The organism is Anaeromicropila herbilytica (assembly GCF_016591975.1).
GTDB lineage: Bacteria > Bacillota > Clostridia > Lachnospirales > Lachnospiraceae > Anaeromicropila > Anaeromicropila herbilytica.
This window is the reverse complement of record NZ_AP024169.1, coordinates 4,229,511-4,243,419: the sequence shown is the minus strand read 5'-3', so window position 1 is coordinate 4,243,419 and position 13,909 is coordinate 4,229,511. Positions and strand designations below refer to the sequence as shown.

The window sequence follows — 13,909 nt, the reverse complement described above, 5'->3', positions numbered from 1 at the left end:
TGCAACTATGAAATACCACATGACTTGGCACATATGTAGGAGATGGGATATGAAATGAAGAAATACAAACACAAATTAAATATGTTAGAACCTGGTTGTAAGATGATAAAGGCGATTGGAATCTTTGGGGTGCTTGCTATTCTATTTTATCTTATAAAAGTATCTGTATTATGTTATTTATTTAGCGGGTTAGCCTTGATTATAGGAATAATACTGTGTGTTTTACTCATGATTGAACATCATCAGGATAAGGTCCTTAATGAACAAGCCATAAATGAAAGAAAAATAAATGGAGAACATGATTAGTAGTTAAATATAAGAAAGCTTTGAGGTGTAATATGAATGTAAAAGTAGTTAAGGGAATCCAAAATTATATTAATGATTGTGAGGATGCATTAGTAAATTCGGAGCTGGGGAATAGGTATTTTTCTAAAAAAGGAAGCGCTCGAAAATCATTAGAAGAAGGATTTGACAAAGGAGAAGTATATGTTGCATTAGACGAAAATAATTGCTGTAAGGGATTCGTATGGGTTATAGAAAATGGGATATTTCATGCTTTTCCTTATATACATATCATCGCAGTTAAGAGTGAATATCGTGGTCAGGGCATAGGTAGAATCCTCTTAGAAGCAATGGAGCAGATTTATTTTGAAAAATATACAAAATTATTTTTAGTAGTAGGTGATTTTAATCAAGATGCTAAAAGATTGTATGAAAGAATTGGGTATTCGAGCGTAGGTTACATACCTGATTTATATAGAAGTGGAATAACAGAGTGTCTAATGATGAAGGTAGCTGATTAATTATAGATATAAAAATAATAAAAGGTGAGGTGAAAATAAAATGAATAAATTAATGATACTAAACTTTATTACACCATTTGTTATAATTTTAGTAGGTTTTATTTTTATGATTATTATCTTTATTAAAGTTGAGAAAGAAATAAAGAATAAATTTAGAGATTAAGTTAGAAGTAAAAAATCAAAGAAAAAGAAAACTTATCTATAGATAAAAATGTTAACGGTAAGAAAAATATATTTTTTCTTACCGTTAACTATATGATAGCAACTGTTAAAAGAAAAGTCTATTAATTTTTGCGTAAAGATTTATACTTTAAATGAGCTCAAAGATTATAGAAAGTACATTATTTAGCATGCTGATTATGAAATTTATTATAAGTAATATAACTAAAGTATCATTGCATAACATATTTCAGTCGGAGGATAGTATATGAAGGAAGAGTTGATAATATTAAGAGCAAGCATTGATGATGTAAATCTAATATCAGACATGAAAACTAGGGCTTACCGCGATGAAAAGGAACGCTTTAAGCCAAGTGAAGATAAGATACCGAAGTGGTTTTATGATGAATGGTATATTGATATAACTGAGAATCTACGTTTAATTAATGAGTATTATGTGTACTTATTAACTGTAAATAATATGAAAATAGGAACATTTTGGCTTCATGATATTGATGAAGAGACGATTGAACTTGAAGATTTTTGTATACTACCAGAGTTCCAAGGTCGAGGTTATGGTTATCAAGCATTAATGCAAATGGAAGAATTATATCAAAGTAAAAGTAGGTGGATATTAGGAACTCCTTTTTATAGTTTAAAGAATCAGTATTTGTATGAAAAGGCAGGGTATTGTAAGGTAGGAACAGCATCTAATGAAACTGTGTATCTATATGAAAAGAGTAATAGTACTTGCGTAAAAAATTCAATTTATTTGACAAGAAGATATTTCCATGATATAGTAACAAAAAACAAAAAGGAGTATTTTTATGAATACGAGTAAACACTGGGTGAAAAAGTTCAGTCGTAAGCTCCATGCAATTCTTTGATAGGATTATCTGTATGTATGGAGCGTCGATTAAATTACATAAGTAAGATACAACCAAAAAGAATTGCATTTAAATATAAGGTATTGAATCATTAAATAACAATAATTCTTATAATTAAAGGAGCAATTCAAGATGAAAATAGAAATTAGATTAGCAGACAATACAAATGGTTTTATTATAAAAAATATGTATCCACTTTATCTTCATGATATAGCTGGAATTCATGGAATATTGCCGAACGAGTATGGAATATTTGAGGAAGAACCAGTTAGAACACTTGTAGAACAGTATGATATTCAACAGGTATGGTTTGAACATCCAGATCTATTATATCCTTATCTAATTGTATGTGATAATATACCAGCAGGATTTTGCCTGGTAGGGAGTGGTAAATATGTACCTAAGGACGTGGATTATTATATATATGAGACATTTCTTTTAAGTCCATTTCGAGGAAAATCTATCTCATATTGTGCGATTATGGAGATATTTAATATGCATCATGGTAAATGGATGCTTTATACCCACTCAACAGAGAACAATATTCGTGCGAAAACTTTTTGGCATAAGACAGTCGGGGATTATACAGGTAATAATTATACTACAGAAGAGAAAGTAATTGATGATATGCCAAAATTAGTGTTTCGATTTGAAAATGAACCAAAGAAATAGTAAAAACTTTTAAAAACGAGTATTAGCTATTATTAATATGGTTATAAAATATAGACATACAGAAATATAGATATAAAGAAATTATGCGCCTTATCATGAAAATGATAGGGCGCTTTATAATCCGATAAATCATATATGGAAAATAACGGGATCTCTTTTCGATAAAGAGATATAATAGCTATGAAATTGAAGTTATCAAAATAATCATATTTAACTATGAGTATTTATTTGACATAAGTAATGAAGGATAGTGGTTATAAAAAATGAAAGGCATAGGTATAAAAATGTATTGGACGGAACGAATGAATTGTATAATCGATTATATAGAAGAACATCTGAGATCAGAGATAGATGAAAATGAGATTAGTAATATCATGGCATGCCCGTTTTCAGTATTCCAAAGTTCGTTCACACAAATAACAGGAATATCGTTATCAGAATACATCAGAAGGCGAAAGCTTACATTAGGGGCATACGATTTACAGAATACTGATGAGAAAGTGATTGATATTGCTATGAAATATGGGTATCAATCAGCAGATGCATTTAGAGTAGCTTTTAAGCGATTACATGGAGTGACTCCATCAGAAGTTAGAGAAGGAGGTGTAACACTAACTTTTTATTGCCGATTGAATTTCGAGATGAATATAAGGGGGATTGATAAAATGGATTACACGTTATTGGAAAGAGAACCATTTGAAGTAATAGGGATACGAAGAACAACACCGTATGGTGCTGGTACATGGGCCATTGTAAAAAGTGATGGTAGTAATGAAAAGATGAAGGAACTTAGCGGAAAGTTCTTTGATCTAGGATTATGTTTTGGTTTTCATTCGGATGGAAGTAATGATTATATGTGCGCTATTGAATGGAGTGGGGAAGAGGTTAGAGACTTTGATTCTTATGAATATCCAAAGGCTACCTGGTTACGATTTGAGGCAAAGGGTACCATATCAGGGCAGGTGCTAAATCATGTATGGCATCGAATTAATAATGAATTCTTACCTCAAAGTAAATATCAGAAATGTGGACTTCCAACGATTGAAAAATTTATTGTATGGGATGAAGCTTCTGATCAATGTAATGTGGAAATATGGATACCAGTATCGTTAAAATAACAAAGTAATCCCTGCAAACCAGTAAATTATTTGCAGGGATTACTTATATATTAATATTATAGTTCTATTTGTGGAAGTTACTAATACTAAAGTTAGATAACTCTGAAATATAAATATAAAGTCCTCTAAGGTGTACTATTACATGGATTACAATCTAATAGATAGGTTACTGGAACTTCAATATTAGTTAGGAGTTCAAATATCTGGTCAGGCATAGCTTCTATAAATAAATCTCTTAATTGTTCGCAAGGCATTTGCATACCAGTACGAATCCAGTCGATTAATATGTCAATTCCACCACGGCAATATAAAATCAAAAGAAAGTTTATATTATCTGAAAGGAGCTTCCCAGTTCGATATTGAATAACACCTCGATACATGCCTACAGTATGATTGTACATAATATTATAAATTACATTATCACTATCGTTTTGCACAGCATACTGATAGAACTCTTTTTGTGCCTTAATTCCATTTATAAGATTAAGAATAGTTGTATTACATTCAAATGTATTGGAAATTTGAAGATTTTCTTTATACTGATTATTACAGATATAAGCGACTAGGTGAAACTTATCTTCAAAATATCGATAAAAAATCTGTCTTGTTACATTACATTGTCCTGTAATGTCTGTAACTGTAATCTTACTTAAGTGTTTAATCTTTAACAATTCTGTGAGCGCATCTTCAAATCTATTTATCATTTTTTCGTTTGATTTCATCGTCATTTTTCCTCAAAAGTTTACACGTTGTCAATTCTGCAACTGTTTTTAATTGTATAAATTTGTTATTATTTATTATAACATACTTTATATTAAGGAGGCAAACTATGAGTGAATTATTTGATTTAAAAGGTAAAGTAGCAATAGTTACAGGTGCATCATCAGGATTAGGAGTTCAATTTGCCAAAGCACTAGCTAAGCAAGGGGCGGATATCGTAATCGTTGCAAGAAGATTAGAAAAATTAAATGCAGTAAAGGTTGAAATAGAAGCGTTAGGGGTACGCTGTTTACCTATAAAATGTGATGTATTAAATAATGATGAAATAAAAGCAACAGTTGAAGAAGCTATAGAACACTTTGGGAAGATTGATATCTTAGTAAATAATGCAGGTATTGCATTGGCTGAACCAGCAGAAGTTCAATCAGATGAGACTTGGAGAAGAATGATAGATATGAACTTAAATAGTGTATATTTCTTTGCCCGCGAGGTTGGTAAACATATGGTTCAAAATAAATATGGAAAGATCATTAATGTTGGATCAATCCATAGCAGTGTTGCAATGTGTGGAATGCCACTGAATGCATATTGTACTACCAAGGGTGGTGTATTAATGATGACAAAATCACTTGCAAATGAATGGGCAAAATATAACATAACTGTTAATGCAATTGGACCTGCATATTTTGAAAGTGAAATGACTGAAAATGTGGTGGGGGATAATTCATTCCAACAACTTGTACAGGCATTTTGTCCAATGGGGAGAATTGGTAAGAACGGGGAATTGGATGGTGCAGTTGTATACTTTGCTTCTGATGCATCCAGTTATACAACAGGTCAATTACTTTCAGTAGATGGTGGATGGACTGCTTTATAGAAAATAGCAATGGAAGGGAAATATGGTGTACAAGATGCTTAAGAAGAAAAATGATAATGATTTGAATAAGCTACTAGAGACAAGTAGAAATATGTTAGAATTAGCTAAGAATAATGAATCTTTTAAGATAAGTCAATTAGATAACTCTCCAATCTATAATGAAATCATACATAATATTAATTCAGCATTTGAAATACTAGAGAAATCACAGAAGGATACTACGATTCGATTACAATTAGTAAAAGAAGCAATTCGTGTAGGTTTATGGGAAGCTACAATTATTGATGGTAGCCCAGTTCATCCAGAGAATAAGTATTATTGGTCAGATGATGTTAGAAGGATGTTGGGATTTAATGACGAGGAAGATTTTCCAAATACAATAGCAAGTTTTTCTAAACAAGTACATCCAGACGATAGGGAGCGTTTCATAAAAGCTGCCCATACTCATATGTTAGATAAATCAGGACGAACTCCTTATGATATTGAATTAAGAATGCGATTAAAAACGAATGAATATCGCTGGTTTCGTGCCAATGCTAGTACTCTTCGTGATAAAGATGGAAAAGCCCTAAAAGTAGCAGGAGCAATCTTTGATATACATGATGAAAAGGTTAAAAAGAAAGAATTTCAATCTCTTCTTAATCGTTTTGAATTAGTAAATGAAGTATTGAGTGAGGGTTCTTGGTGCATGGATACATCGACTAATAGCAAGGGAGACACGGAGAAAGAGTATTGGTGGTCGCCACAATTTAGAAAACTATTAGGTTATAATAATGAACAAGATTTTCCGAATGATGCGGATAGTTGGATCAACAGTTTACATCCAGACGATAAGAGCAAAACACTTGGTATGTTCCAAGCACATCTAAGTGATTATACTGGTAATACTCCATATGAACTTGATTATCGCTTAAAATCAAAAAATGGAGAATATAGATGGTATCACGCAACAGGATTAACTTATCGTGATGACAAAGGAGCACCAATACGTGTAGCTGGAACAATTCGCGATATAACGATTGAAATTAATAACCAGGAATTAGAAAAAGAAGTTAATACAAGAATGGAAATATTATCTGAGTCAATTACTCAAATGGCTACGGCGGTTAATTCTATTACAGAACAGGCTCAAGAACTTACAAAATCTCAAGAAATCGCTACCAAAACAGCTTATGGTGCACAAAATACTGCAAATGATACCAAGAATATAACTGATTTTATTAAGGGCATAGCAGATCAAACCAATCTATTGGGATTAAATGCAGCCATCGAATCAGCACGTGCTGGGGAACATGGTAAAGGTTTTGCAATCGTCTCAGAGGAAATTAGAAAATTAGCAGACGATAGCGCTAATGCGGTAGTGAATATTGAAAAGAGCTTAAATGATATGGAGAGAGAAGTAAATCAAATTATTATAAGTTGTGACGATATGAATATCATTACGCAGTCTCAAGCTGCTATGACGGAAGAAATCAATGCCACGATAGAAGAAATCAGTAGTATGGCACAAGAACTAATGAAGAGTACAAATAAGATTAAATAAGGCTTTTGATCCCAACATTATTATTATTTGATTATAAATAGATTCCTTATAAATTCCTTATAATTCCTAGATATACTATTTGAGAAGAAGAGATATCAAGAAACTCTCAAATAAGATAGATCGAAAGAAAGGGATTATTATATGGAACAATTAACAAAACAAAAAGGACTCACTGGATTTCAATTAAAGTATATTGCGATGCTACTGATGGTGCTAGATCATATTCATTATTTCTTTGAATTTACAGGAAAGATACCAATATGGTTTTCTATGTTAGGACGACTATCGGCACCATTATTTCTATTTTGCATTATTGAAGGCTTTACGCATACGCATAATCGTAAGAAGTATTTTCTACAGATCTATGGTATTGCCATTGCAATGGGACTTCTACAATTTCTCTTTATGACAACCGGGATACATAGAGGAGATGGATTCTATCCCCAGAACCAGATGCTTGCAACATTTACAATATTACTAATTATCCTACAAGGAATTGATTGGTGTGCGCACAAAAAATGGGTGAGAGGCATAGCAGCGATTCTTGCTCCAATCTTATATGCATATTTTGTGGTATTTATTGGTAGCATGATACCGAGTACATGGACTTATATAAGTTTTCTTCATTATTCGATATTACCAATCCATGCTTGGATTAGTGATGGAGGTACGTTTTTTATTTTACAGGGTATTCTAATCTATCTATTTCGTAAAAAACGTAAGATGCAGGCTATTGTCTTTTTCGTCTCTACAATTCTTATTTATGGAGTCCTTCCACTTGCAACTATGCCAGGACTCACAATCAAATTTATGCTTACGGATGCTTTTGAGTGGATGGGAGCTTTTGCAGCAGTAATTATGTTGATGTATAACGGAGAGAGAGGAACAGGTAACAAGAAGTTCTTCTATTGGTTCTATCCAGGACATATTTATATACTATATTCGCTTTCATGTGTGTTATATTTCATTATGAATAAATAGGTTCCAACTTTAATTGGGATGAGAACTTAAGATTTTAATTATGAAATATAGTTGACAATTGATACATTATGAAAAATGGCACTCTACTAGAAATAGTAGGGTGTTTTTTTGATTATAAGAGGAACGTAAGGATATAATGAATCATGTTTAGGTGGAAAAAAACAGGAGATATTAATAATGTGAAAATATTGTGATTTATGAATATATATATTGTAAACTATAAAATATTATCATATAATATTAAAAATAATAAAAATAATAATTAATATTATTACTAATATAAAAATAGTTATTATAAAAATATCCCTAAGAATAGGAGAATAAAGTATGGGCGAGATTGGTAATTTGTTTGGATGGCTAATTGTTATATCATATGTTGGTACGATGTTAAATTATGTAGTAAAGGCGATTAATAGGAAATATGGTAAGAAGATTGCGAAGAATCAGAATGCAAAGCAGATAATGAGTCTATTGATGAAGGTATTTGTTAAATACCATAGACTTTTTGGGTATGCTACTGTTGTATTTCTGATAGTGCATTATGTAATGCAATATATGAATTTTGGATTTAATATTACTGGTACAGTGGCAGCAGCTCTTATGATTATACAAGTACTTGTTGGAATCTATGGTAGCTATAGAGCTAAGAAAAGGGCAGGAGCATGGTTTTTCACTCATAGGTTAATTGGTATTTTATTGATTCTTGGTATTGTATTACATGTAGCTTTTCCAGAATTAATTCAAGTTAGTGGTGTAAATAATACAGAAGTTGCAAATAATGCAAATAAAGAATTTACAATAGAAGAATTAGCTAAGTATGATGGTCAGAATGGTAATAAAGCGTATGTCGCATATAAAGGAGTTGTATATGATGTTACAGATGTAAAGCAGTGGAAGGATGGCAAGCACTATGGAGCCGTTGCAGGTACTGATTTAACTGATGAAATTGGTAAATCACCACATGGGGATATCGTATTTAAGAAATTAACTGTTGTTGGAAGTCTAAAGAAATAGAGTAAATATCATTGCAACCTTTAAAGAAAAGCGTATGATTATTATTCATAAAGAGACGATTTGCCGCAATTGAATTATAATCATACGCTATTTAGTATTAAAGTTGATCTTCATTAACTTGAAAGGGCACCACTCAAAATTAATAAATTAATTTTTATATGAAATAGATTTAATAAGTATATTTTTTTATGATATTATTGAGCTCTTTAAAATAGGCATAGCATATTCTACTATCGTTTAAATTAGCAGTTTGAGTTTTCTTTAAATCTAAAGCAGTGTAGCCATTGTTTGGATTTTCAAGTTCTTCGATTAAAGATTTTATTCTTTCTTTTTTGTGAATATCATTACTATTCTTCCACATTTCTAAATCTTTGTTTATTTCATCATAACATTTAAAAAGAACTGGAGTATCTTTTTCCCATGCATAGTTAGTAGATTTCCAATAGTTATAATTTAACTTAATAATGTTAATTTGTGATTTGAAATTTTTTGGATCAGAAGTTAATCCGTCCATAAATAATTTATAGATAGGATAATTCTTATTGTAGGATTCTAAAGTAACCTTATTGATTTTTAACTCGGTTTCTTCCTTAAGAATGATTCTTTTTAATTGCTTTCTTCTTGATAGACCGTATAAGCTATTGTCTTTACTTATTTTAGCTAATTTAGTTTTAGCTTTACTAATGTTAGTCATTGATTCTTTGTTATAGCCTTTATAAAGCTCGTTCTGAACTTTTGCAGTAACTTGATATGTGCAGTAAAGATGATATGTATCATATTCGGTAGCCTCATATTTCTTTTGAACCACAGCAATTTTTTGATTCATTTCTTTTTGTTTTTCACTATTTGATTTTGTAGATGCATGTGCAGAAAGCGTAAAAACATTTATAAGAATCAGAGAAAATAATAGAATAAAGCATGAGGAATATTGTTTTCGTTGCATTTTTTTCATCTGTAAACTCCTTTAATATAAAATAATTATTTCATTTATAAATCTATGTAATAATTATATTTTAAAATAGTATTTTTAAAATTACAAATGGGAACAAGTGGTAAAAATGTGATTGAGATGAGTTATATTATAGTATATAATTAAATTTGCGTATAAATGGAAGTATTCAATAAGAGAAGGCATCTAACATTAAGACTAGTGCAAAGAAGGGGAGAAAATAATGGAAAAGAAAGTAATGAAAAATCGATTCACAAAAGTAATGGTTGCAATACTAATGATTACCTTAATCATTGGTGTGATTCCATGTAAGATAGCGGTAATGGCAGCTTCTGATGAAAGTATAAGTACAATTGTAATGGATAAACCACCGTTTCAATATTACAAATCGGGTAAAGTAAAGAATAAGAAAAATCAGTCCATCCAATTAAAGTTGAAATCAAGTAAAGCAAATCAGATAACTGATGATGAAAATTGGTTCAAAAAGAATAAGCTTTCTATGAAACAATATGAGGTACCAAATCCATTTGCTGATACCTTCGGTAACCTACCAGAGAAAATAGACACATACTATGAGGACTTGATAATAACATCTGCATTCTATGATGAGTCATATATATATTGCACCTATGGTTCTGATTTCTCAGAAGGGTATATTTTAAATATATACAATGCCAAAAGTCTTAAAAAGGTATACTCTTTTGATTTTACAAAGTATAGATATTCTCCCAAGTATGTAAAAGCAGATTATGATTATATTCAACAAAAAGTTAATTGGGCTACTATTAAAGATAACATTCTATACGTATCTCATGGTCATGATACCTATGCGAAAAGCTCCAAGCAAATGAATGCGTATATTACAGCAATAGATTTGTCTGATATGAGTATTCTATGGAGAACGAATGCTTTAGTAAGCAATTCTTATAATTTTACTTTAATAAATGACGTAATTATATGTGGATATGGATTCACAGCAGAACCTGATTATTTATATCAGATTGATCGTAACAACGGTAAAGTGCTTAAGAAAAGCCTTTTGAAGTCAGCACCATACTATATTATTCAAAAGGGAAAGAATCTCTATGTTCGTACTTATAATACGGACTATGTATTTGGAATAAACTGATTGTGTGACCTGCTTTTACTTGCTCTAGGCAATTTGTAAAAAATCGAAAAGTTCATGCTTCATTGAGAAGGTATAAGAAGTTCTAAGTCTCAGATTATTTTGTGTAAGACATATCAGTAAACAGACAACTCGCTTCGCTCAAACAGGTCTGTTTGCTGATATAACACAAAGTTATCTGGGACTAAGAACTTCTAATACATTTTCAAAGGCGCATTCGCTTTTTCGATTTTGTACAAATTGCCAGGAAAGATATGGAGCAGGTCATTTTACATAATCGAAAAATTTAGGTAGTAGCAAAGTTATATTCTTTCTTGGGAGAGCTTCGAAAGAATACGCTTTCATATTATGGTGAATTACGCAATAACTGCTTTTATACTGTTAGCCAGTGCAAAAATAATCTTAATAATAAGAGCAAATAAAAGTAGACTACAAAAGTTAATATACGGAGGTTATGGAATATCTTCTATATTTACCGTTTTTACATTGGGTGCGTGGGGAATCTTTAACCTAATGAGATAAGTTAAGCATAGAAATGTATGAATAGAGATACAATTTGAAAGCAACAGAAAGCAAATAATTATAAGAATTAGCAATGAAAGTAGAGTGGTACTTATGGGAAATAGGTACCACTTTTTTAATGTAAAAATATTGTATATAGAAGAAGAATAAAACGTCTAGTCAACTTATCCAAAAAGTCAAACAAAAAATACCAATTCAATATCTATTATTAATAATAATAAATTAAGCAGTTGATAATTTACAATAAATGGAATACAATAAATAGGTAAAATTTGTAAAATATGAAGTGGAGGAATAAGATGAAAAGAGTCAAATTCACTAAGTTAGTTTCAGTCATTCTGACTTTAGCATTAGTATTTACGTCTTTATACGTAGTGCAGGCTTCAGTAAATGCTGCAACTCAAACAGCACCAAAAAGAATAGTACTTAACACCAATTATAAAACCGTTGATCTTAACGGGAAATATACATTAAAAGTAGAAAAAGTAAAACCAAAGAATGCAAGTACGGAAGTTACTTGGAAATCAAGTAATGAGAAAGTAGCTACAGTAAATCAAGAAGGTGTAGTTACAGCTAACAAGAAAGGAATTGCGATTATTACAGCAACATCAAAGTATGATACAAAGGTATATGCAAAATGTATCATTGCAGTTAAAGACATAGAGCCTAGGAAAGTACTCTTAGATGAACACTATATGATTCTTAAAGAAGGTAATGAAAATCTATTAGTAGCTGAGATATTACCACACAATGCTAGACAAGATATAAAATGGTCGTCTAGTAATAATCAAGTAGTAACCGTAAATAGTAATGGTGAAATTAAAGCTTTAAAAAAGGGAAAAGCAATCATAACAGCACAGTCTGTAGAGAATACAAAATTGTTAGATACTTGTACGATCGTTGTTAAGAAAGGTGACAAACCAACCCCAACCCCAACTCCAACGACAACGCCAACGACAGCGCCTACAACTACTCCAACAACTACACCAACTACAGCACCTACAACAGCACCAACAACAGCGCCAACAACGCCACCTACAGTAACCCCATCTCCAACAGTAACACCAACCCCAACACCTACTCCAACAGGTAAATATGTAAAAGCAGAGCCAACAGTTGATGCTGATAATTATGTATATAACGTTCCAGGAACATCAAAAGATTTTAAGTTATTTTCAGGAAAAGGTGATATCAACTTTACCAAATCAGACTTTGATCTATTAAGAGCAAGTGCTGATAAAGTAGCTAATCTTCTTGAAAACTGGATAAACATAGGATATCTTCCATCACAGACCGTAGGTGGGGTAACCATAGCATTTGATGGAAAACAAGGTTCTGATACAAAAATAGTAACCATATCGAATGCTCCCAAAACGCAATATAACGGAAAATACGAAGTTAAAAATATAAAATTAGCTGGTAATGCGTATATACTTCAAGTTAAAAGAGCAGATAAAGTTGTTTATGATCTGACTATTAAAGTGAAAGCAAATAATTATCAAATAAATTATGTAAGAAATAATGCAATTTTTGAATGCACGATTAACAAAGAGGTAGACAATATTAAGGTTTTAAGAAACAGAAAAAAGATATTAGAACTACGAGATAAGAAGAATGGTTATACCATTATTGCATCCAAATCATATGTAGCCAAATTCCTAGTAGAGCTTTGGTATTGGCAAGAATAATTTATTGTTATAGTAGGGTAGCATAACTTTACTACGAACAAAATGATATGGGGTATTATGGTGATACAAAAAACAATTATATGAAAATTAGAAGTGAGTAAACGGAGGGTTATATGAGTAAACAAAAGAAATGCCGAATGGTTATGTTATTTGTCATAGCTCTCCTTTTATATCATTTTTCGGAGAAAACAGTCTATGCAGGGAATATCAATGGAAATGAAGCCTCCATCATCTCTGTAGCAAGTGGAAGCTTTACTTATAAAGGTAAAACATATCATGCCACCAATGCGTCCCTTAGTACATTAAGAAGTTATCTATCGAGAGATGATATTAACCTAACGGCTGCGCAAGCCTCCAAAGCAATTAGTCTAATCTATGCTAATGTAGAAAAAGGAGTAACAAGTGGTTACATCGTAGCAGATCAAGTAAATACTTCAAAGAGTAATAAGAATATAAAGAATAAGAGTAGGGATGCTTCATCAAGTAAAGCCTCATCCAAGAACAATTCGGCTGGTGGGACAACCTTGAATAAAGAGGCGACCAGTGAGGAAGAAGATAAGTTAGATAATCAAGAATCCCGATTATTCATTGACAGTATTAAAGAGAGTGAATCAAAGGTCAGTGATGAGAGCATAGATACAGCAAGATTAAAGACTAATGCAGGAGAAGCAAAGCTAGAAGTAGAGAAAGAAGATAAATCAATCTATAACGATCAATTACCAATAAAGAATACAGGGTACAATATGAAAAATACGATATTAGCAATTATTATGTTAGGTTTTATGTTAATTACATTAATCTATATGGCTTTAAAATTACATTACTTCGCTAAGAAAAATGAACCATAGAC

General features: G+C 31.3%; 14 protein-coding genes. 12 read left to right on the top strand and 2 right to left on the bottom strand.

Annotated features, from left to right (window positions below):
• Nucleotides 1-54 precede the first annotated feature (54 nt).
• From bsdtb5_RS18055 to bsdtb5_RS18035, 5 genes are all read left to right on the top strand, one after another.
• Nucleotides 55-306 (top strand): hypothetical protein, encoded by a 252-nt coding sequence (locus tag bsdtb5_RS18055; protein WP_271713357.1) that lies wholly within the window; start codon nt 55-57, stop codon nt 304-306.
• Between the two features lie 32 nt (nt 307-338).
• A complete protein-coding gene (locus bsdtb5_RS18050) occupies nt 339-803 on the top strand; it encodes a GNAT family N-acetyltransferase (RefSeq protein WP_271713356.1) in 465 nt (154 codons plus the stop codon).
• 427 nt (nt 804-1,230) lie between these two features.
• A complete protein-coding gene (locus bsdtb5_RS18045; protein WP_271713355.1) occupies nt 1,231-1,803 on the top strand; it encodes a GNAT family N-acetyltransferase in 573 nt (190 codons plus the stop codon).
• Nucleotides 1,804-1,981: 178 nt separating this feature from the next.
• Nucleotides 1,982-2,521: a GNAT family N-acetyltransferase gene (locus tag bsdtb5_RS18040; protein ID WP_271713354.1), complete on the top strand. Its 540-nt coding sequence runs from the start codon at nt 1,982-1,984 to the stop codon at nt 2,519-2,521.
• A gap of 302 nt (nt 2,522-2,823) precedes the next feature.
• The gene (locus bsdtb5_RS18035) at nt 2,824-3,639 is read left to right on the top strand and encodes an AraC family transcriptional regulator (protein WP_271713353.1); all 816 of its coding nucleotides are present in this window, start codon (nt 2,824-2,826) and stop codon (nt 3,637-3,639) included.
• Between the two features lie 125 nt (nt 3,640-3,764).
• Here bsdtb5_RS18035 and bsdtb5_RS18030 read toward each other — a convergent pair whose 3' ends face one another.
• The gene (locus bsdtb5_RS18030; protein ID WP_271713352.1) at nt 3,765-4,361 is read right to left on the bottom strand and encodes a TetR/AcrR family transcriptional regulator; all 597 of its coding nucleotides are present in this window, start codon (nt 4,359-4,361) and stop codon (nt 3,765-3,767) included.
• Nucleotides 4,362-4,468: 107 nt separating this feature from the next.
• Here bsdtb5_RS18030 and bsdtb5_RS18025 point away from each other — a divergent pair, with 107 nt between their 5' ends.
• The 4 genes from bsdtb5_RS18025 (at nt 4,469) to bsdtb5_RS18010 (ending at nt 8,774) form a co-directional block, all read left to right on the top strand.
• Complete coding sequence (locus tag bsdtb5_RS18025; protein ID WP_271713351.1) at nt 4,469-5,236, top strand: glucose 1-dehydrogenase; 768 nt, start codon at nt 4,469-4,471, stop codon at nt 5,234-5,236.
• Between the two features lie 22 nt (nt 5,237-5,258).
• Nucleotides 5,259-6,779 (top strand): methyl-accepting chemotaxis protein, encoded by a 1,521-nt coding sequence (locus bsdtb5_RS18020; protein ID WP_271713350.1) that lies wholly within the window; start codon nt 5,259-5,261, stop codon nt 6,777-6,779.
• Nucleotides 6,780-6,920: 141 nt separating this feature from the next.
• The gene (locus bsdtb5_RS18015; RefSeq protein ID WP_271713349.1) at nt 6,921-7,760 is read left to right on the top strand and encodes a TraX family protein; all 840 of its coding nucleotides are present in this window, start codon (nt 6,921-6,923) and stop codon (nt 7,758-7,760) included.
• A 327-nt stretch (nt 7,761-8,087) separates the two neighbouring features.
• Nucleotides 8,088-8,774 carry a cytochrome b5 domain-containing protein gene (locus tag bsdtb5_RS18010; protein ID WP_271713348.1) on the top strand — a complete coding sequence of 229 codons (687 nt, stop codon included), beginning with the start codon at nt 8,088-8,090 and terminating at the stop codon, nt 8,772-8,774.
• A 169-nt stretch (nt 8,775-8,943) separates the two neighbouring features.
• On the opposite strand, the gene bsdtb5_RS18005 is transcribed toward bsdtb5_RS18010, so the two are convergent.
• Complete coding sequence (locus tag bsdtb5_RS18005) at nt 8,944-9,726, bottom strand: membrane protein insertase YidC (protein WP_271713347.1); 783 nt, start codon at nt 9,724-9,726, stop codon at nt 8,944-8,946.
• Between the two features lie 220 nt (nt 9,727-9,946).
• On the opposite strand from bsdtb5_RS18005, the gene bsdtb5_RS18000 reads away from it, so the two are divergent.
• The 3 genes from bsdtb5_RS18000 to bsdtb5_RS17990 all read left to right on the top strand — a co-directional run bounded on the left by bsdtb5_RS18000 (nt 9,947) and on the right by bsdtb5_RS17990 (nt 13,907).
• On the top strand, nt 9,947-10,852 hold the full coding sequence (locus bsdtb5_RS18000) for a PQQ-binding-like beta-propeller repeat protein (protein WP_271713346.1): 906 nt from the start codon (nt 9,947-9,949) through the stop codon (nt 10,850-10,852).
• Nucleotides 10,853-11,670: 818 nt separating this feature from the next.
• Nucleotides 11,671-13,059 carry an Ig-like domain-containing protein gene (locus bsdtb5_RS17995; RefSeq protein WP_271713345.1) on the top strand — a complete coding sequence of 463 codons (1,389 nt, stop codon included), beginning with the start codon at nt 11,671-11,673 and terminating at the stop codon, nt 13,057-13,059.
• A 113-nt stretch (nt 13,060-13,172) separates the two neighbouring features.
• Nucleotides 13,173-13,907, top strand: coding sequence for a hypothetical protein (locus bsdtb5_RS17990; protein ID WP_271713344.1), 735 nt, complete (start codon nt 13,173-13,175; stop codon nt 13,905-13,907).
• Nucleotides 13,908-13,909 lie beyond the last annotated feature (2 nt).

What these genes read in the sequence shown, in the direction of transcription:
- bsdtb5_RS18055 (WP_271713357.1), top strand. Translation starts at nt 55, where the DNA reads ATGAAGAAATACAAACACAAATTAAATATGTTAGAACCTGGTTGTAAG.
- bsdtb5_RS18050 (WP_271713356.1), top strand. Translation starts at nt 339, where the DNA reads ATGAATGTAAAAGTAGTTAAGGGAATCCAAAATTATATTAATGATTGT.
- bsdtb5_RS18045 (WP_271713355.1), top strand. Translation starts at nt 1,231, where the DNA reads ATGAAGGAAGAGTTGATAATATTAAGAGCAAGCATTGATGATGTAAAT.
- bsdtb5_RS18040 (WP_271713354.1), top strand. Translation starts at nt 1,982, where the DNA reads ATGAAAATAGAAATTAGATTAGCAGACAATACAAATGGTTTTATTATA.
- bsdtb5_RS18035 (WP_271713353.1), top strand. Translation starts at nt 2,824, where the DNA reads ATGAATTGTATAATCGATTATATAGAAGAACATCTGAGATCAGAGATA.
- bsdtb5_RS18030 (WP_271713352.1), bottom strand. Translation starts at nt 4,361, where the DNA reads ATGAAATCAAACGAAAAAATGATAAATAGATTTGAAGATGCGCTCACA.
- bsdtb5_RS18025 (WP_271713351.1), top strand. Translation starts at nt 4,469, where the DNA reads ATGAGTGAATTATTTGATTTAAAAGGTAAAGTAGCAATAGTTACAGGT.
- bsdtb5_RS18020 (WP_271713350.1), top strand. Translation starts at nt 5,259, where the DNA reads ATGGTGTACAAGATGCTTAAGAAGAAAAATGATAATGATTTGAATAAG.
- bsdtb5_RS18015 (WP_271713349.1), top strand. Translation starts at nt 6,921, where the DNA reads ATGGAACAATTAACAAAACAAAAAGGACTCACTGGATTTCAATTAAAG.
- bsdtb5_RS18010 (WP_271713348.1), top strand. Translation starts at nt 8,088, where the DNA reads ATGGGCGAGATTGGTAATTTGTTTGGATGGCTAATTGTTATATCATAT.
- bsdtb5_RS18005 (WP_271713347.1), bottom strand. Translation starts at nt 9,726, where the DNA reads ATGAAAAAAATGCAACGAAAACAATATTCCTCATGCTTTATTCTATTA.
- bsdtb5_RS18000 (WP_271713346.1), top strand. Translation starts at nt 9,947, where the DNA reads ATGGAAAAGAAAGTAATGAAAAATCGATTCACAAAAGTAATGGTTGCA.
- bsdtb5_RS17995 (WP_271713345.1), top strand. Translation starts at nt 11,671, where the DNA reads ATGAAAAGAGTCAAATTCACTAAGTTAGTTTCAGTCATTCTGACTTTA.
- bsdtb5_RS17990 (WP_271713344.1), top strand. Translation starts at nt 13,173, where the DNA reads ATGAGTAAACAAAAGAAATGCCGAATGGTTATGTTATTTGTCATAGCT.